The sequence below is a fragment of the Pseudoalteromonas sp. PSi26 genome (assembly GCF_054960575.1).
In genome coordinates this window covers 153,248-171,917 of record NZ_JBHNYT010000007.1, presented here as the reverse complement: position 1 = coordinate 171,917, position 18,670 = coordinate 153,248, and the positions used below count along the sequence as shown (strand labels likewise).

The 18,670-nt window shown below is 41.3% G+C and carries 19 protein-coding genes; 16 read left to right on the top strand and 3 right to left on the bottom strand.

All coding sequences use genetic code 11. From position 1 onward, the window contains the following. The first annotated feature begins 15 nt into the window (after positions 1-15). From pspA to ACFI34_RS09770, 9 genes are all read left to right on the top strand, one after another. On the top strand, positions 16-675 hold the full coding sequence (gene pspA / locus ACFI34_RS09810; RefSeq protein WP_462673348.1) for a phage shock protein PspA: 660 nt from the start codon (positions 16-18) through the stop codon (positions 673-675). A gap of 66 nt (positions 676-741) precedes the next feature. Then, complete coding sequence (pspB, locus tag ACFI34_RS09805; RefSeq protein WP_006793647.1) at positions 742-975, top strand: envelope stress response membrane protein PspB; 234 nt, start codon at positions 742-744, stop codon at positions 973-975. Beyond that, positions 972-1,373: an envelope stress response membrane protein PspC gene (pspC, locus tag ACFI34_RS09800; RefSeq protein WP_006793646.1), complete on the top strand. Its 402-nt coding sequence runs from the start codon at positions 972-974 to the stop codon at positions 1,371-1,373. The genes pspB and pspC overlap by 4 nt, the downstream gene beginning before the upstream one ends. A 55-nt stretch (positions 1,374-1,428) precedes the next feature. After that, positions 1,429-2,853 carry a YcjX family GTP-binding protein gene (locus tag ACFI34_RS09795; protein ID WP_462673347.1) on the top strand — a complete coding sequence of 475 codons (1,425 nt, stop codon included), beginning with the start codon at positions 1,429-1,431 and terminating at the stop codon, positions 2,851-2,853. Further along, entirely contained in the window at positions 2,850-3,878 is a 1,029-nt protein-coding gene (locus ACFI34_RS09790; RefSeq protein ID WP_462673346.1) for a TIGR01620 family protein, read from the top strand. The genes ACFI34_RS09795 and ACFI34_RS09790 overlap by 4 nt, the downstream gene beginning before the upstream one ends. A gap of 140 nt (positions 3,879-4,018) precedes the next feature. Continuing rightward, positions 4,019-5,200 carry a methionine gamma-lyase gene (megL, locus tag ACFI34_RS09785; protein WP_462673345.1) on the top strand — a complete coding sequence of 394 codons (1,182 nt, stop codon included), beginning with the start codon at positions 4,019-4,021 and terminating at the stop codon, positions 5,198-5,200. 237 nt (positions 5,201-5,437) lie between these two features. Then, on the top strand, positions 5,438-6,235 hold the full coding sequence (gene phhA, locus ACFI34_RS09780; protein ID WP_462673344.1) for a phenylalanine 4-monooxygenase: 798 nt from the start codon (positions 5,438-5,440) through the stop codon (positions 6,233-6,235). A gap of 37 nt (positions 6,236-6,272) precedes the next feature. Then, on the top strand, positions 6,273-6,617 hold the full coding sequence (locus ACFI34_RS09775; protein ID WP_006793641.1) for a 4a-hydroxytetrahydrobiopterin dehydratase: 345 nt from the start codon (positions 6,273-6,275) through the stop codon (positions 6,615-6,617). A gap of 206 nt (positions 6,618-6,823) precedes the next feature. Then, on the top strand, positions 6,824-7,855 hold the full coding sequence (locus tag ACFI34_RS09770; protein ID WP_462673343.1) for a DUF2804 domain-containing protein: 1,032 nt from the start codon (positions 6,824-6,826) through the stop codon (positions 7,853-7,855). 124 nt (positions 7,856-7,979) lie between these two features. On the opposite strand, the gene dapD is transcribed toward ACFI34_RS09770, so the two are convergent. The 3 genes from dapD to map all read right to left on the bottom strand — a co-directional run bounded on the left by dapD (position 7,980) and on the right by map (position 12,284). After that, positions 7,980-8,807, bottom strand: coding sequence for a 2,3,4,5-tetrahydropyridine-2,6-dicarboxylate N-succinyltransferase (gene dapD, locus ACFI34_RS09765; RefSeq protein WP_010557180.1), 828 nt, complete (start codon positions 8,805-8,807; stop codon positions 7,980-7,982). A gap of 10 nt (positions 8,808-8,817) precedes the next feature. Then, positions 8,818-11,436, bottom strand: a complete 2,619-nt coding sequence (gene glnD / locus ACFI34_RS09760) for a [protein-PII] uridylyltransferase (RefSeq protein WP_462673342.1) — start codon at positions 11,434-11,436, stop codon at positions 8,818-8,820. Positions 11,437-11,498: 62 nt separating this feature from the next. Beyond that, positions 11,499-12,284 carry a type I methionyl aminopeptidase gene (gene map / locus ACFI34_RS09755; protein ID WP_462673341.1) on the bottom strand — a complete coding sequence of 262 codons (786 nt, stop codon included), beginning with the start codon at positions 12,282-12,284 and terminating at the stop codon, positions 11,499-11,501. 272 nt (positions 12,285-12,556) lie between these two features. On the opposite strand from map, the gene rpsB reads away from it, so the two are divergent. The 7 genes from rpsB (at position 12,557) to ispC (ending at position 18,670) form a co-directional block, all read left to right on the top strand. After that, positions 12,557-13,285, top strand: a complete 729-nt coding sequence (gene rpsB, locus ACFI34_RS09750) for a 30S ribosomal protein S2 (RefSeq protein ID WP_006793636.1) — start codon at positions 12,557-12,559, stop codon at positions 13,283-13,285. Positions 13,286-13,389: 104 nt separating this feature from the next. After that, positions 13,390-14,241, top strand: coding sequence for a translation elongation factor Ts (tsf, locus tag ACFI34_RS09745; protein WP_006793635.1), 852 nt, complete (start codon positions 13,390-13,392; stop codon positions 14,239-14,241). 158 nt (positions 14,242-14,399) lie between these two features. Next, a complete protein-coding gene (pyrH, locus tag ACFI34_RS09740; RefSeq protein WP_462673340.1) occupies positions 14,400-15,149 on the top strand; it encodes a UMP kinase in 750 nt (249 codons plus the stop codon). 49 nt (positions 15,150-15,198) lie between these two features. Continuing rightward, on the top strand, positions 15,199-15,720 hold the full coding sequence (gene frr, locus ACFI34_RS09735; protein WP_282447153.1) for a ribosome recycling factor: 522 nt from the start codon (positions 15,199-15,201) through the stop codon (positions 15,718-15,720). An 81-nt stretch (positions 15,721-15,801) separates the two neighbouring features. Continuing rightward, on the top strand, positions 15,802-16,581 hold the full coding sequence (locus tag ACFI34_RS09730; protein WP_008126663.1) for an isoprenyl transferase: 780 nt from the start codon (positions 15,802-15,804) through the stop codon (positions 16,579-16,581). Positions 16,582-16,601: 20 nt separating this feature from the next. After that, on the top strand, positions 16,602-17,468 hold the full coding sequence (locus tag ACFI34_RS09725) for a phosphatidate cytidylyltransferase (RefSeq protein WP_462673339.1): 867 nt from the start codon (positions 16,602-16,604) through the stop codon (positions 17,466-17,468). Further along, the gene (gene ispC, locus ACFI34_RS09720) at positions 17,465-18,670 is read left to right on the top strand and encodes a 1-deoxy-D-xylulose-5-phosphate reductoisomerase (RefSeq protein ID WP_462673399.1); all 1,206 of its coding nucleotides are present in this window, start codon (positions 17,465-17,467) and stop codon (positions 18,668-18,670) included. The genes ACFI34_RS09725 and ispC overlap by 4 nt, the downstream gene beginning before the upstream one ends.

Sequence of the window (18,670 nt, the reverse complement as noted above, 5' to 3'; positions counted from 1 at the left end):
ACAGAGGTAAATGTTATGGGAATTTTTTCACGTTTTGCAGATATTGTTAATTCTAATATCAATGCCATTTTAGATAAAGCAGAAGACCCAGAAAAAATGGTGCGTCTGATTATCCAAGAAATGGAAGATACACTGGTAGAGGTTCGCTCTACGTCAGCTAAAACTTTGGCAGAGAAAAAAGAAATTGTTCGTCGCCTAGATACACTTAAAGTTCAAGTAAATGACTGGCAAGAAAAAGCTGAGTTAGCACTTAGTAAAGACCGCGAAGATTTAGCACGTTCAGCACTACTCGAAAAGCAAAAGTCGGCAGATGCAGTGACAGCTGTAGAAGGTGAACTTGAGCATGTAGAGTCTCATATTGAGAAGCTTCAGCAAGAAGTGACCACGTTACAAGAAAAGTTAGCTGATGCTAAATCACGACAAAAAGCAATAATTCTTCGTCAGCGTTCAGCTGAGTCGCGCCTAGAAGTGAAAAAAGCACTTGATAGCTCGAAGGTAGAAGATGCACTTAATCGCTTTGAACGTTACGAAACTAAAATTGATGGACTAGAATCTCAAATAGAGTCTTACGATTTAGGTAAGCAAACGTTAGCAGACGAAATTGCTGATTTACAAAAAAATGAAAAAATTGATGATGAGCTAGCTGAACTTAAAAAGAAGCTTGCTGATAAGTAATTTACGCAGGGGCATGTAATGTGCCCCACTGCTTAACAAATTTGAACGGATTGTCAGGAGAGGGTTATGTTTGATCCAGAGATACTAGTTGCACCATTTATCTTGTTTATGATTTTTGTTGCGCCACTGTGGTTAATTTTACACTACCGTAGCAAAAAACAAGTAAGCCAAGGGTTAAGTGAGCATGAACATCGCCAGTTATTAGAACTAGCACACAAAGCTGAACGTATGGCTGATAGAGTCGAAACACTTGAAGCATTGCTAGACCAAGAGTCACCACAATGGAGACGCAAAGTATGAATGCCAAACGCGAATTATTAAGAGACCCACAACGCGGTAAAATAGCCGGAGTATGTGCGGGATTAAGTGACTACTTTAATATGGAGTTATGGTTAGTTCGCATTATATTTGTTAGTGCGGTACTGCTAGCAGGTGGCCCATTGTTTGTGGTAGCGTATATTGCAGCGTGGTTTATATTAGACAAAAAAGAGCCAACGACTGCACATGCGAGCAGCTCAACAAAAGCTGACGATCCGTTAGAGGTAAAATTTAAAGTATGGCAAAAGGGCGAGCCACCGCGTCGTGCTCTACAAGATTTAAAAGAGCGTTTAGCGCGAGTAGATACACGCCTTCAGGATATGGAACGCCATGTTACCTCAAGCGAGTTTACGGTAAGCCGTGAAATCAACAAACTTTAAAGGATTTAATAGCACTTTGTTCGGTGATTAAGCATCAATGAAGTGCTAGCCCATTATGAGTCGTACTTCATTTGCTAAAAAAGCCTTTAAAAGTATTAAAGGCAATGCCCAAAAAGCCCTTCACCGTAGTTTAGATCAGCATGTAAAATTGGCTGTAACTGGGTTAAGCGGTAGCGGTAAAACCGCCTTTATTACAGCTCTAGTCAAGCAGTTAACTACACAGGCTAACGATAAAAACCTCCCTTTTTTTGATGTAATGCGAGAGCAGCGCCACATAGCCACTAAAGTTGTACCGCAAGAGGCGTTAAAGGTCCCAACGTTCGACTATCCGCAAGCACTCAATGCTTTACTTCCAAGTGATGGGATGCCTACATGGCCTGCATCAACTGAGCGTATTAACACCTTGCGTTTGGCAATAAAATACCAAAGTGCATCTGGGTTACGTGGGCACTTTTCACCACAATCCACTCTGTATTTAGATATTATTGACTACCCAGGTGAATGGCTACTTGATTTACCTATGCTTGAGCAAAGCTATAGCCAGTGGTGCGATCAGCAGTACCCGCTGTTATCACAGCACCCGCGTGTGAACACCTCTAGTGAATTTTTAAATGCGCTTGATCAGCTTGATTTAAACGCACCTGTAGATGAGAGCGTACTTGCGCAAATTGCTGAACTTTATCAACATATGCTGGTGGGTCTCAAAAAAGACACTAAACTAGCTATGCTACAACCTGGGCGAATGCTTATGCCTGGCGATTTAAAAGGCGCGCCGCTATTATTGTTTTTCCCCATTAATTTTAAGCAGGTTAATAGCGATAATATTATTGCGGGGTCTAATTTAGAGCATCTCATTAAGCGTTTTAATGCCTATGTAAAAGAAGTGGTTAAGCCTTTTTATAACGAGCACTTTAAACATTTTGACCGCCAAATTGTGTTAGTTGATGTATTAAGTGCTTTAAATGAAGGCCACGAAACACTCCAAGAGCAAAGTAGCGTAATCAACCAATTACTCGCTCACTTTAGTTACGGCGAATCGGGTTTTTTTAAGCGTTTATTTAAACCCAACATAGATAAAATACTCTTCGCGGCTAATAAGTCAGACCACATAAGTGCCAAGCACCACAAAGACTTAGCACTTCTACTTGATTCGCTAGTGCATGAGCAAACTAACTATTTAAAATTTGATGGCGTACAAATAGAAACCATGGCTATGTCGTCAATTACTGCAACGCAGCCGCGCCAAGTTACCGATAAAGGCCAAACGCTAGAATGTATTTACGGCAAACCACTTAACGAGCAAGATTGGCTGACCTACTTACCCCCACAACCACCCAACCGCATGCTTAATAAAAATGAGTGGCCAGCGCAGGGGTTTGAGTTTTTGTCGTTTGCGCCTATGCCAACCCCCGACAAGCAACTTAAACATATTCGCCTTGATCATGTGATGCAGTATCTATTAGGAGACAAATTATCATGAGCGACACACAGCAAACTTTTCAAGCAGGTAGGCGAATTGATACCCAAGCTGATGAACAAATTGAAGCTACGCTTGCACCCGCAAAAATAGTTGCTCAAGGTCAAAGTGAATACATTGAAGAGCCTGATGATGAGCTTCTTGAAGATGAAATAGACTTAGGGCCGGTATATAAAAAGTCAAAATGGCAAACGCTTAAAGGTGTGTTTGCCACAAGCTTTTTAGTACTGGTGTTACTTGAATTTGCTTACTCATTAGTCTTTGCATTTCAACAGTCGGTTGTTTTAGGTGGTGTGTATTTAACCGCTGTGGTAAGTGGTGTTCTTCTTATTGGGCGCATATTATGGCGCGAATATAGAATGTTGCGCAGCCTTAAGCGTAATCAGTTACACCGCAACGAAGCCGACAGACTTTTAAATAGCGAGCAAGTAGGCGGCGCATTACCGTGGCTTGAAAAACTAAACAAGCACCAAAAGCTCAATAATTTTGACACTTTCAAAAAGCAAGTTGCACAGCATCACAGTGATAAAGAAATAATGACCCTTTACGCAAATAGCTTGCTTATAACGCAAGATACACAAGCAAAAAAACTTATAAACCGTTTTGCAACAGAATCAGCTTTATTAGTTGCACTGAGCCCCATTGCGCTGGTGGATATGATGGCTGTGCTTTGGCGTGGTACTAAGTTAATTGAGCAAATAGGTAAAATTTATGGCATTGGTTTTGGTTACGCAAGCCGCATTAAGCTTTACCGTATGCTCATAAAACAAGTTATGTTTGTAGGCAGTGCAGAGCTTGTCTCTGATTTAGCAGCCACTGCGCTCAGTGCAGAATTGCTTGGTAAGCTATCTGGACGAGCCGCACAAGGTGTGAGTGCAGGGATTTTTACAGCGCGAATTGGCTATAAAGCGATGGAGTTAAGTCGCCCATTACCTAAGCTAGAACACAAGCGCAGCCTGTTGAAAGGAACCGTTCAGAGCATTGCAGGTAAAATTTTAAAACGAGGCAAACCAGAGCCCGCACAATAAGATGGAAATATTTGTGTACAGGTAAACGGGTAAACTTTGCACAAATAGCCATCTGAGCATCCGGCATGCTTGTGATTTAAACTGTGGTACGTTTTTATCTATGTCATTAACAACACATAATAAAAATGAGCACAAAGATAATGACCAAGCATCATCTTCATACACAATGTATCCATGGCCCGCAAAAAGCAAACGACCCGCATGGCGCACTTACGTCGCCTTTATATCAAACCTCCACCTTTCATTTTGAAAATGCAGCACAAGGTGCCGCTCGTTTTGCAGGTGAAGAACCCGGTTATATATACACCCGTTTAGGTAACCCAACGACCACCGAACTTGAACAAAAGATAGCACAGCTCGAGGGCTGCGAAGCCGCTGCGGCAACGGCTACAGGCATGGGCGCTGTATCGGCATCGGTATTGAGCTTTTTATCACAGGGCGACCATCTTGTAGCATCAAGTGCATTATATGGTTGTACGTTCGCGTTTTTTGCACACATGTTACCGCGTTGGGGAATTGAAGTTACGTTTGTTGATATGACCAACGAGGACGAGCTACGGGCTGCCATTAAACCTAATTCCAAAATGATATTTGTAGAAACACCGATAAACCCAACAATGGCTGTGATTGATTTAGCACTTATTGGCGCTATTGCTAAACAGCACAACTTAATTAGCGTGGTAGACAACACCTTTTTAACGCCATTGCTGCAATCACCAAAACAATATGGCATTGATATCATTATGCACAGTGCAACCAAGTACTTAAACGGCCATGGCGATGTGGTGGCAGGACTTGTGTGTGGATCGCTTGAACATATTACCTTAATAAAAATGACCGTACTAAAAGACATTGGTGCAACCATAAGCCCACACGACGCATGGCTTATAAATCGCGGATTAAAAACTTTAGCCATACGCATGGAGCGTCACTGTCAAAGTGCACAAACAGTGGCTGAATACCTAGAGGCGCATCATCAAGTTAATATTGTTTATTACCCCGGCCTTAAATCACATCCAGGAAATAAATTTATTGGTAATCAAATGAAAGCGGCAGGTGGCGTGATTGCGTTTGAAATAAAAGGCACTTTACAACAAGGTGCGCAATTTATTGATAGCATGAAGCTTTGTACACTTGCTGTAAGCCTAGGCGATGCCGAAACACTGATTCAGCATCCTGCGTCTATGACCCATTCTCCTTATTCACCAGAAGAGAGAGCCGCCGCTGGTATCAGTGACGGGTTGATCAGGCTCTCTGTTGGGCTTGAAGATGTTAACGACATTATTAGTGATTTAGACCAGGCGTTTACTCAAATCCTTTAGCTGTATTCATTTGTTTACACATAAAGCTTCGTGTAAAGCCTTTATATGTATGGCTGTAATTTTAATGTGTCACGTGTGTAATTTTAACTTTACGAATGAAGTGATCGCGCCAAGTACAGATGTTAGCTTGTCTATTAAACTTTTCTTCACTTTTACATAGTATGGGGTCACTCGATATTCAATAGGTTTGAGTATCACACTGACACCGATTTAGGGCTCACAACCCAGAAGGTACTTATGGCTAAAGCAAGTAAATACACATCCAAAACACCAGACGAAAATGGTGTTATACATTGGAGTGATGAAGAAAATAAAATTTGGTCTGAGCTTGTAGCACGCCAACTTGCGTGCATAGAGGGCAAGGCCTGCGATGAGTATATGGAAGGACTTAAAAAAATAAATCTTCCACACGACCGTATACCGCAACTAAGCGAGCTTAACGAGGTACTTCTTACCACCACCGGTTGGCAAGTAGCGCCTGTGCCTGCACTTATCGATTTTGATGAGTTTTTTAGGTTGTTGGCAAACAAACAATTTCCGGTAGCCACGTTTATTCGTAGCCGCGAAGAGTTTGACTATCTTCAAGAGCCAGATATTTTTCATGAAATATTTGGCCACTGCGCCATGCTAACAAACCCTGATTTTGCCGAATTCACACACAAATATGGCCAATTAGGGTACGCAGCGCAGAAAAAAGATCGTGTTTACCTTGCACGCATGTATTGGTTTACCGTTGAGTTTGGTTTAATGCAAACCGAAAACGGCCTGCGTATATACGGTGGCGGAATTTTATCAAGCCCGGGTGAAACGCAGTATGTGTATTCAGATACACCAGAAATAACGCCTATGAGCGTAATCGATGTACTGCGTACGCCTTATCGCATTGATATTATGCAACCGCAGTACTACACCATTAATTCGATTCATGATCTGTTTGATATATCGCAAATGGATATTATGACTTTGGTTGAGCAAGCTAAAGAGCTTGGCTTGCATGACCCAAAATTTCCACCAAAAGAAAAATTAGCCAGTTAACTTTAATTTAAAAGAAACGCTAAAGTAAGGATTTAAAATGTCTTCATTAAGTGAACAAAAATGCGAAGCTTGCCACGTAGATGCACCAAAAGTGTCTGACGAAGAGCTTGCACAACTTATTACAAAAATACCAGACTGGGTACCAGAAGTACGCGACGGCATTATGCAGTTAGAGCGTGTTTATAAATTTAAAAACTTTAAACAAGCCATCGCGTTTACTAACAAAGTAGGCGACATGGCAGAAGACGAAGGCCACCATCCTGGTTTATTAACCGAGTGGGGCAAAGTAACTGTAACGTGGTGGAGCCATTCAATTAAAGGCTTGCACAAAAACGATTTTATTTGTGCAGCTAAAACAGACGATGTATTTAACGCGCTGTAATTAAAAATTAATTGAGCAAACCTAAAAGCACTTATTTTTATAAGTGCTTTTTTATTTGTGTTGGTAAACTACCGCCTTTTATTATCAAAATTGTTACGAGAAAAGCATATGGATAACAAAACGAATATTTACCATGTAATTATCTTCTTAGGTTGATTATTTTATGCCCGAGAATAATATAGGCTGTAAATGAAAGGATAAGTTACATGCCAAAAAAACTGCAGCTGATTAACCCTGATGGTCAGGCTAACTTTGGTTTATTCCCACAGGGGATTGAGCATATTAATTACTTAGATTTTGATTTAAGAAACGCAATGGATAAGCCATGCGGTAAACTTGCAAAAATATTTAAGTTTAACCAGTTTCAGTTTATAAGCATTACTTGCGATGAATTAGTTATTGGGCTTGCAATCGTTGATTTAAAAATTGCCAGCAACTGTTTTGTTTATGTTTACAATTTAAAAACAGAACAGTTAGACGAGCACAGCTTTGTAAATTTATTTTCTAAAAACACATTAATTGAGCCGCTGCCAAATTCTGGCAATAGTTATTTTAAAAAGGGTGATAACAGCGTTTACGTTAATACCACAGATAGACCCGGTGAACGAAAGGTAACAGTTAAAATAAGTACCACGCTGATCCTTGATGCAATAATTAACGAGTCAGATAATTACCTTCCTTTGAGTGTATGTGCTCGAGCTGGTTATACTGGTTTCCATTTCACCCAAAAATCGGCCGCGCTAAATTGCTCTGGCACGCTTCTATTAAAAAATACCCGCTACGATTTTAGCCATATGAACGCATTGGCCTGTGTAGATTGGAGTGCAGGCTATATGCGTCGTGAAACATTTTGGAATTCGGCAAGCCTTGCCTGCAAATTACCTGATGGGCGCTACTTGGGAGTAAACCTTTCAGCAGGTGTAATTGAAACAGGATTTACTGAAAATGCTATTTGGCTTGACGGAAAGCTATACAAAATTGATATGGTTGATTTTAAGTTTAATCGTTATGGTAACGAAATTGATTGTGACAAGTGGGAACTCCACTCAAACGACGGCCTGATTAATCTTACTTTTGAACCTGTAAGCCAACGTTTTGATAAAACTAATTTACTCATTGTGGCCACGAATTTCACACAAAAAATCGGTCGTTATTTCGGTCAAATAACGCTTCCTAATGAAGTGATAACACTCAACGGGCAGTGGGGCTTAGCAGAAGATCACTATTCAAAATGGTAGATGTAGCTTTTGGGAATTAACGTATATAAACGAACGCTTTAAAAGAATGTAAGGCTCTAAATCTAAAAAGGTTCAGAGCCTTATTTTTTCATCAATAATTTATACTAATGCCATTGTTTTCTATTTAATCATCAATCGAGCGAAGTAGGGCGTTGATGCCTACTTTTTCGCGTGTTTGTTGATCTACTTTTTTCACAATGATTGCAGCGTAAAGGCTGTGTGTGCCATCTTTTGATGGTAGTGCACCTGGTACAACTACTGCGCCTGCAGGTACGCGGCCGTAGTGAATTTCGCCGGTTTCACGGTCGTAAATACGAGTGCTTTGGCTGATATAAACGCCCATTGAAATAACAGCGCCTTCTTCTACTACTACACCTTCAACAATTTCAGAACGTGCGCCAATAAAACAATTGTCCTCAATGATGGTTGGGTTAGCTTGTAGTGGCTCTAAAACGCCGCCTATGCCAACGCCGCCCGATAAGTGTACGTTCTTACCAATTTGTGCACATGAGCCAACAGTGGCCCATGTATCAACCATGGTGCCTTCGTCAACGTATGCGCCAATGTTTACGTACGAGGGCATAAGTACGACGTTCTTACCTACAAAGCTGCCTTTACGTGCTACTGCGTTAGGCACTACGCGCATGCCGCCTTGTTGAAATTGCTCTGGCGTGTAGTCGCTAAATTTAAGCGGTACTTTGTCGTAAAACTGATTAACGCCGTCGTTCATTGGTTGGTTGTCGCGAATACGAAAAGATAGTAACACTGCTTTTTTAAGCCATTGGTGTACAACCCATTCGCCTGATATTTTTTCAGCAACACGGGCGGCACCGCTATCAAGTAGTTCTAGCGCGTCAATAATAGCTTGTTTTACATCGCTAGATACAGTGCTAGGGCTAATGCTGTCGCGGTTATCCCATGCGTTTTCGATCATTGTTTTTAAATCTGACATGTATGTCCTCTTATTCTGTTTCGGCGTTGAATTTTTTACGTAATGCCTGATGAATTTTTGCTTGTTCTTCATCAGTCAGGGCTTGGTATTCGTTATTTGATACGACAAAGAAATCTTCTGCACGTTCACCTACCGTTGTTATGCGGGCTGCATGAATATGGAGTAAATGTGCTTGGAAAACTTCGGCTATTTTGGTTAGTAGGCCCGGTATATCAACAGCTTGTATTTCAATTAAGCTGCGATCTTTTCTGGCATGTGGGCGCAGCACAATTTTAGGTTTGATATTAAAGTCTTTAAAACGTTGTGAGCGACTCTTTTTAAAGCGAATTTTTTTACGCGGGTCATTAAGTGCTTGCTCAAGGCCGCGTTTAATCGATTGCGAACGGCTGCTTGCGATAGGGGCGCCGCTGACTTCAAGAATAACAAAGCTAAACAGTACATAACCATCTTTAGTGGTGAGTACTTGTGCATGTTGGATTTGTGCTTTTTTAGTACCAATAATATTTACTAAACGAGCGAATAGGGCACCTGAGTAGGGACTATAAACAAACACTTGTGTGCCACCGTGCATAGGCGTATTCGACACAATCACACTCGGTTGACTTAAATCGGTGTTATTTAATAAATGCTCGGTTTGCCACGATATTTGTTGCTCGCTAAATGCGGTGAAGTAGTTTGCTTTAAAGCGGCTCCAAATTAGGTCAATTTTTTCTTCAAGGTACCCTAAGTTAAGTAAGCGCTGTTTTGCTTGGTGCTTTTTATCACGAATTTGGTCGCGTTGGTCCATTGGGTTTTCAAGGCCTAGACGCAATGCACGTTGTGTGTGCAAATAAAGTTCGCGTAGTAGGGTATTTTTCCAATCGTTCCATAGGTTGTCGTTGGTGGCACGAATATCTGCCACGGTTAAACAATAAAGGTAGTCGAGTTGACGCTCTGTTTTTACACGTGTTGCAAAGTCTTTAATTACACCCGGGTCGTTTATATCTTTACGCTGTGCAGTTACAGACATAAGTAAGTGATTACCAACAAGCCATGCTATAAGCTTGCCATCGGATGATGGGAAGCCATGTAATTTAGCAAATGCAATGGCATCAACAGAGCCAAGCTCTGAATGATCGCCTCCACGGCCTTTTGCAATATCATGAAAAATACCGGCTAAATATAAAAGCTCAGGTTTATCCATACGGGTAACTATTTCACTGCAAATTGGAAACTCACTCACGCCCGTTTTATCAAAATATTGGTAAATATTATTAATTAATTTGTGGGTGTGCTCATCTACCGTGTAGGCATGAAATAAGTCAAACTGCATTTGTCCAAATATATTACGCCATTGCGGTAAGTAAGCTGCAAGCATGCCGTGTTTGTGCATGAGGGTAAATGCACGGCCCATACCGTTAGGGTGTTTTACCAGACGTAAAAAGGCTTCACGACAGGCTGCGTAATCTTGCAGGTCACCCAATAAACGACGGCGCACTTGGCGAATAGTTCGAATGGTGCTTGGGTAAATATGGGTAATTTCTGGATTTTCAGCAATGTGCTCAAACAGAACAAAAAGTTGATCGCGCCTAAAAAATACAGATGGGTCTTTAACACGAATTTGATGGCCAACACGCTCAAAATTTCTGTCGAGTACTTCAACAACGGCTTCGCTGCTTAGTGGCGAAATACTTTGCTCAAAATACGAAAGCAGCATTTGATTGAGTTCGCGTACACGGCTCATTATACGAAATAAGCGCTTCATCATACGTTCAACCGACGCTTTACCATCGCTACCAAAGCCTAGTATTTCTGCAGCAAGGGGTTGGTGATCAAATAGTAAACGGTTTTCTGATCGTCCTGCGGCTAAGTGCAGAGCAAAACGAATGTTCCATAGGTTTTCTAAACATTCTGAAAGCTCTTGAAACTCTTCATGGGTTAAGTAGCCATGGTTTATGAGCTCTTGGAGGGTTTCGGCTCTAAAATGCTTTTTGGCTACCCAAATAATAGTTTGTAAATCGCGAAGGCCACCCGGGTTTTCTTTTATGTTTGGCTCTAAGTTGTACGCTGTTCCGTGACATTTACGGTGACGTAGATTTTGCTCTTGTACCTTGGCTTCAAAAAAGTCGTTAGAGCCCCATACTGGCGTTTCGAGTATAAAGTTTTTAAGCTTTTCAAACTCAATATGGTTACCAAAAATTAGGCGGCTTTCGAGCAAACTGGTGGCAAAGGTGACGTCTTCGCGTTTTTGCTCTATTGCTTGATCAATTGTACGAACACTGTGGCCAATTTCTAAATTAAGGTCCCACAGCATAGTGACAAATTGACCTATTTTTTCACATACCGCTTCACTTGGTTGCTCTGTTACAAGCAGTAAGAAGTCGATATCTGAATAAGGGTGAAGTTCACCACGTCCGTAACCGCCTACGGCAATCAGCGCTAAATCAGGCTCATGAGATAGATCATAAACATGAAATAATTTGATCAATAGGCGGTCGATAAACTCAGCCCGGGCATTAATTAAATTACCAACTGGTTGTTTTGAAAATTCGTTATGCAACCATTTGTAAAAATAGCTGGAACAATCGCGATAGTCACTTAGTTGCTCAGCATCGCTAAGCAACTTTTTTACTTTGTTGGGTAATGCCACCTGGGCTGGCTCCTCATTGAACCTTCCACATTGATAAACGTACTATCAACTGCGTAGGTTTATTAGTGTTCGATAATCCTGTCGATAGTATCATCTGATCGTAGCGTTAAAATTTCAACACCATTTTCAGTCACTAATAACGTGTGTTCCCACTGTGCAGACAAACTGCGGTCGCGTGTTACAACTGTCCACTCATCTTTAAGCAGTTTACATTGGCGCTTACCCGCATTAACCATTGGCTCAATAGTTAAACACATACCCGCTTTTAATGTTTCACCCGTACCGGCTTTACCGTAATGCATGACCTGTGGTTCTTCGTGAAATTCGCTACCAATACCATGGCCGCAATATTCACGTACTATTGAGTAGTTGAAGCTCTCTGCGTATTTTTGAATTGCTTCGCCAATATCACCCAAACGTACACCCGGCTTTACCATTTTAATGGCAAGATATAAGCTTTCTTGTGTTACTTCAGCTAAACGCTTACCTTGAATGTTTGGTTTTCCTACGTGAAACATTTTAGATGTATCGCCGTGGTAGCCATCTTTGATAACAGTGATGTCGATATTTACGCTGTCACCTTCTTTTAACGGTTTGTCGTTAGGAATGCCATGACAAATTACATGGTTAACAGAGGTGCAAATTGATTTTGGAAAACCATGATAGTTTAATGGAGCAGGGATTGCTTTTTGCTCGTTAACAATATAATCATGACAAAGTGTATTTAGCTCATCAGTGGTGATCCCCGGCACGACATGTGGGCCGATCATTTCAAGTACGTCTGCTGCTAAACGCCCAGCTACACGCATTTTCTCTATTTCTTCAGGGGTCTTGATAATAGCGCTCATTGAGGCTCCAAAGTTGCGTTTCTAACATTTTATCGCTGCATAATTTTTGCACGCGATGTTGAGTATTTAATTTTAATATGGTATAAAGCGCGCCGTCTTTTTACAAATAAATTCTTAAATGATTTTTTGTATTTAAGGCAAACACAATTTGATTTTAACACACACACGTATCGTCACATACACTTGGGTGCATTAGAAGTTTAAATACTTCGGTGTTGGTGCTATGGGATATGTGGAGGCCTAACCCTAAACAACTATAGAGGATCTATAAAATGGCAAACGTTTCAATGCGCGACATGCTTCAAGCTGGTGTTCACTTTGGTCACCAAGCACGTTACTGGAACCCTAAGATGAAGCCTTTCATCTTCGGCACTCGTAACCGTGTACATATCATCAACCTTGAGCAAACTGTACCAATGTTCAACAACGCACTTAAGTTTTTAAGTGGCGCTGCTGCAAACAAAGGTAAAGTTCTTTTCGTTGGTACTAAGCGCGCAGCAAGCGACGCAGTTAAAGAAGCTGCTATCGCAAGCGATCAGTTTTACGTTAACCACCGCTGGTTAGGTGGCATGTTGACTAACTGGAAAACAGTTCGTCAATCAATCAAGCGTCTTAAAGACCTTGAAATCCAAAGCCAAGACGGTACTTTCGAGAAATTAACTAAGAAAGAAACGTTAATGCTTAACCGCGAAATGGAAAAGCTTGAAAAGAGCCTTGGTGGTATCAAAAACATGGGCGGTCTTCCAGACGCGATCTTTGTTATCGATGCTGACCACGAGCACATTGCTATCCGTGAAGCTAACAACCTAGGTATTCCAGTTGTTGCAATCGTAGATACTAACTCTAATCCAGACGGCGTTGATTTCATCGTTCCTGGTAACGATGATGCTATCCGTGCTGTAACCCTTTACACTAGCGCTGTTGCAGCTGCTATCACTGAAGGTCGCGAGAATAACATCGTTGCTCAAGCTGAGAATGACGATTTCGTTGAAGCTGAGTAATTAGCTGTCATCAAGTCTTCATCTTAATAGGATGAAGACTTGCTATTCTTGTAGAGCGGGTAACCCGCTTATCTAAACCAGATTTCAGATTTGAGGATTTACTAATGGCTGTAACTACTGCCCTAGTTAAAGAATTACGCGAGCGTACAGGCGCTGGCATGATGGATTGTAAAAAAGCGTTAACTGAGACTGATGGTGACATCGAGTTAGCGATTGAAAACATGCGTAAGAGCGGTGCTGCAAAGGCTGCTAAAAAAGCAGGTAACATTGCTGCTGAAGGTACTATCATCATCAAGCAAAATGCGGGTGTTGCGGTACTTGTTGAAGTTAACTGTCAAACAGACTTCGTTGCAAAAGATGTAAGCTTCTTAGCATTTGCTAACAAAGTTGCTGACGCTGCAATCGCTGAAACAATTTCTATCGAAGACTTACAAGCTAAGTTTGAAGAAGACCGTGTTGAGCTAGTAACTAAAATTGGTGAAAACATCAACGTACGTCGTCTACAGTACATCGCTGGTGAAAACCTAGTTGAGTACCGTCACGGTGAGCGTATTGGTGTTGTTGTTGCTGGTGTTGCTGACGAAGAAACACTTAAGCACGTTGCAATGCACGTTGCTGCTTCAAGCCCTGAGTACTTAACACCTGCTGATGTTCCTGCAGATGTTGTAGAAAAAGAGAAGCAAGTTCAAATCGATATCGCGATGAACGAAGGCAAGCCTGCTGAAATCGCTGAAAAAATGGTTGTTGGTCGCATGAAGAAGTTTACTGGTGAGGTTTCTCTTACTGGTCAAGCATTCATCATGGAACCTAAAAAATCTGTTGGCGATGTTCTTAAAGAGAAAAACGCAACAGTTACTGGCTTCGTACGTGTAGAAGTTGGTGAAGGTATCGAGAAAAAAGAAGAAGATTTTGCTGCTGAAGTTGCTGCTCAAATTGCTGCTGCTAAAGGTGAGTAAGATTGACTAACTGTGAAGGACAAGGAAATTAGATGCAATTAAAGTACTATTTGCTTTTGCTTCACGCTTAGAAATTCTTTAAAATAACCGCGCTTTTATGTTTAACATAAGCGCGGTTATTTTTTATCCATAATTCAATAAAAGTTGGCCCCAAAACTATGACTATCAATCGCAAACCTATTTTTAGACGTGTTCTTCTCAAATTAAGTGGTGAAGCTTTAATGGGAGACGAAGGCTTCGGCATCGACCCTAAAGTTTTAGACCGTATGGCACAAGAAATTAAAGAGTTAGTAGAGCTCGACGTAGAAGTGGGTTTAGTTATTGGCGGCGGTAATTTTTTACGCGGTGGGTCATTAGCTGAAGCAGGTATGAACCGTGTAGTAGGCGATCACATGGGTATGCTTGCAACGGTAATGAATGGCCTTGCAATGCGCGATGCGCTGCATCGTGCTTTTGTAAACTGTCGATTAATGTCTGCTATTCCACTTAATGGCGTATGTGATGCATACAACTGGGCTGAGGCAATAAGCTTATTAAAAACTGGCCGCGTTGTTATTTTTTCAGCGGGTACGGGTAACCCGTTTTTCACTACAGACTCTGCTGCGTGTCTACGTGGTATTGAGATTGAAGCTGATACAGTAATTAAAGCAACAAAGGTTGATGGTGTATTTAGTGACGATCCTGTGAAAAACCCAGAAGCGACACTTTACCGTCACTTAAGCTACAATGAAATTATTGATAAAGAATTAAAAGTTATGGATTTAGCGGCATTTACCTTAGCCCGCGATCATAATATGCCATTAAGCGTATTTAACATGAATAAATCAGGCGCGTTAAAACGCGTAATTATGGGTGAAGAAGAAGGAACACTTATCTCTTCACAAGCCTCAGATGAAGTAATCAAATAATTAGGATTAAACCGTGATTAACGATATTCAAAAAGATGCGCAAGCGCGCATGCAAAAGAGTGTAACAGCACTAGGTAGCCAACTTTCTAAAATTCGTACTGGCCGTGCTCACCCTGCAATTTTAGATGGTATTATGGTGTCTTACTACGGTGCTCCTACACCGTTAAACCAAGTTGCAAATGTAACAATTGAAGATTCACGTACGCTTGCCATTGGTGTTTTTGACAAGTCATTAGCACAAGCAGTTGAAAAAGCGATTATGGCGTCTGACTTAGGTTTAAACCCTATGTCGGCAGGTACAGTTATTCGTGTGCCACTTCCTCCACTTACAGAAGAGCGCCGTAAAGATTTAATTAAAATTGTACGTGGCGAAGTTGAAGGCGGCCGTGTTGCTGTTCGTAATATTCGCCGTGATGCTAATGGTGACATTAAAGCACTTTTAAAAGATAAAGATATCTCTGAAGACGAAGCGCGCCAAGGCGAAGATGCAATCCAAAAGTTAACAGATAAATTTATCAAAGAAATGGACACTCAATTAACAGCGAAAGAAGCTGAGTTGATGGAAATCTAAACAGCTAAATGAGCTGAACTAGTTTATACAAATATATTAGTTTTGAAACGCCGTCTGGGTTATACTAGGCGGCGTTTTTTTATGGAATACTCGATATTTATGGCTTTAAACGCTGATACAATTTCACAACAATGTTTACCTAAGCATGTTGCTATCATCATGGACGGGAACGGACGTTGGGCGCAAGCTAGAAATAGGCCTCGTGTGTACGGGCATAAAAAAGGCGTGGACGCTGTTCGTCAATCTGTTCAGTTTTGTACTAAATTAGGCGTACAATCGTTAACTTTATTTGCATTTAGCAGTGAAAACTGGCGCCGCCCTGAAGACGAAGTAAATACGCTAATGGAGCTTTTTTTGTTTGTATTAACAAAAGAGGTTAAAAAGCTTCACAAAAACAATGTAAAACTAACCATCATTGGAGACTTATCTCGGTTCTCTGAAGGGTTGCAAAACAAAGTACATAGTGCGCAGCAACTGACAGAAAATAACACAGGGTTGTGTTTAAATGTGGCTGCCAATTATGGTGGCCGTTGGGATATGGCAAACGCGGCTAAACAACTTGCAATGCAAGTTGCAAGTGGTGACATTGACGCACAAGATATTACTGAAGAGCGTATTGCGCAGCATATGAGCATGGCCGATCAACCTGAACCCGATTTACTTATTCGAACGGGGGGCGATGTTCGCATTAGTAACTTTTTACTATGGCAAGCAGCTTACGCAGAACTTTACTTTACCGAAACACTTTGGCCTGATTTTAATGAAGCAGCATTTGCTGAGGCCATTGCGTGTTACGTTGCCAGAGAGCGACGATTTGGTTGTACGGGCGAACAAATAAAACAATTACTCGCTCAAACCTAAATAGATTAAGGGTCACAATTTTGTTAAAACAACGCATTTTAACCTCGCTAGTGTTAGCACCCGCAGCGCTCGTCTTGGTTTTTTATACACCATTGACGTTATTTAGTTACTTTGCTGCCGCCATCGTTTTAATGGGCGCTTGGGAGTGGTCAGCTTTTATGGGGCTATGTGAAAAAATAAAAAGAGGCGCCTTTGTTGTACTTGTTGCAGCTTTACTCGCTGTGCTTAATTTACACTGGCCGATAGCGTCGCTTTGGCAAAACGGTCAGCTAGTGGGCGATGCTAATTATTTATTTACTTTAGCGTTTGCATGGTGGATCGTTGCTAGTTATTTAGTATGGCGTTATCCAGCTATGGCGAAAGCGTGGAATGAAGGACTAGTAATGCGTGGCATTGCAGGGCTTCTGACATTAGTGCCGTTATGGCTTGCGCTCAATACGCTTCGTAGTGCGCAATACCTTGAATCTACTCACTTTGGTTCTATGCTGATTTTGATTGTATTAGGTATTGTGTGGAGCGCAGATATCGGTGCGTATTTCACAGGTAAAAGCTTTGGCAAACACAAGCTTATGCCAAAAGTAAGTCCAAATAAAACGATTGAAGGCCTTGCTGGTGGTATAGTCGCATCAGTTTTATTTGTTATGGCGTTTTGCCATTTTACCGATGTTGATTTAGCCGTGTGGCCAATTTATGCCATTATGACTGCATTTATAGCGTTATTTTCGGCAGTTGGCGATTTATTAGAAAGTATGTTTAAACGTGAAGCTGGCCTTAAAGACAGTGGTAAATGTTTACCTGGGCATGGCGGTATTTTAGACCGTATTGATAGCTTAACAGCAGCAGCGCCAATGTTTGTAATGTGTTATGCATGGACCTTAAGTTTATGAGTCATAAGCAGCAGCTAGTTATTTTAGGTGCTACGGGGTCAATTGGTTTAAGTACACTTGATGTTGTAGCAAAAAACAGTGATTTGTTTGATGTATTTGCTTTAACAGCGGGTCAAAATGCAAAAAAAATGGCTGAGCTTTGCATTAAGCATTCACCCCTTTATGCTGTCATGGCAACACAAGGTGCAGCAGAAGAACTGTCATTGCATTTAAAGGGTACAGCGTGCCAAACTCTGATTATGCATTCACAGCAGGCAATGAGTGATTTATGTGCGCATCCTGAAGTAGATATTGTTATGTCTGCCATTGTTGGAGCCGCAGGCTTGTTGCCTACACTCAGTGCGGTTGAAGCAGGTAAAAAAGTGTTGCTTGCGAATAAAGAATCGCTGGTTATGTCGGGCCAATTGTTCATTGATAAAGTTAAAAAGTACAAAGCAACTTTACTGCCAATTGACAGCGAACATAACGCTATTTTTCAGTGTCTACCTCACTCACTACAGAGTGCGCAAAGCGATAAGAACCTGCAAGATAATGGTGTCAGTAAAATCTTACTTACCGGTTCAGGCGGTCCATTTTTAACGCGTGATATACATACCTTAAAAGATGTGACCGTCAGTGAAGCGGTAGCTCATCCTAATTGGTCTATGGGGCAAAAAATCTCAGTAGATTCTGCAACTATGATGAACAAAGGCCTTGAGTTTATTGAAGCCAAGTGGCTATTTAACTGTAACAGCGATGATATTGACGTTGTTATTCATCCTCAAAGTATTATTCACTCAATGGTTCAGTACCATGATGGCTCAATTTTAGCGCAAATGGGTAATCCTGATATGCGTACGCCTATTGCCCATGCATTGGCGTTCCCAAAACGAATTGACGCAGGCGTTAAATCGCTTAATTTTTCAGATATTTGTGATTTTTCGTTCACTAAACCTGATTTTACCCGTTACCCTAACTTGCAGCTTGCTATTGATGCTTGCTCGGCGGGACAGGGCGCTACGACGACCGTTAATGCTGCAAATGAGATAGCTGTTGCTGCATTTTTAAAAGGTAAAATTGGTTTTACAGATATTTATAAGATTAATGCACAAACCTTAGAGTCGGCTCAATACACCAACGTACAGAGTTTAGATGAAATATTGCAATGCGATGAGCTTGCACGTCTCAGCGCTGCTCAGTTTATAAATAAAGTGGCTCATTAG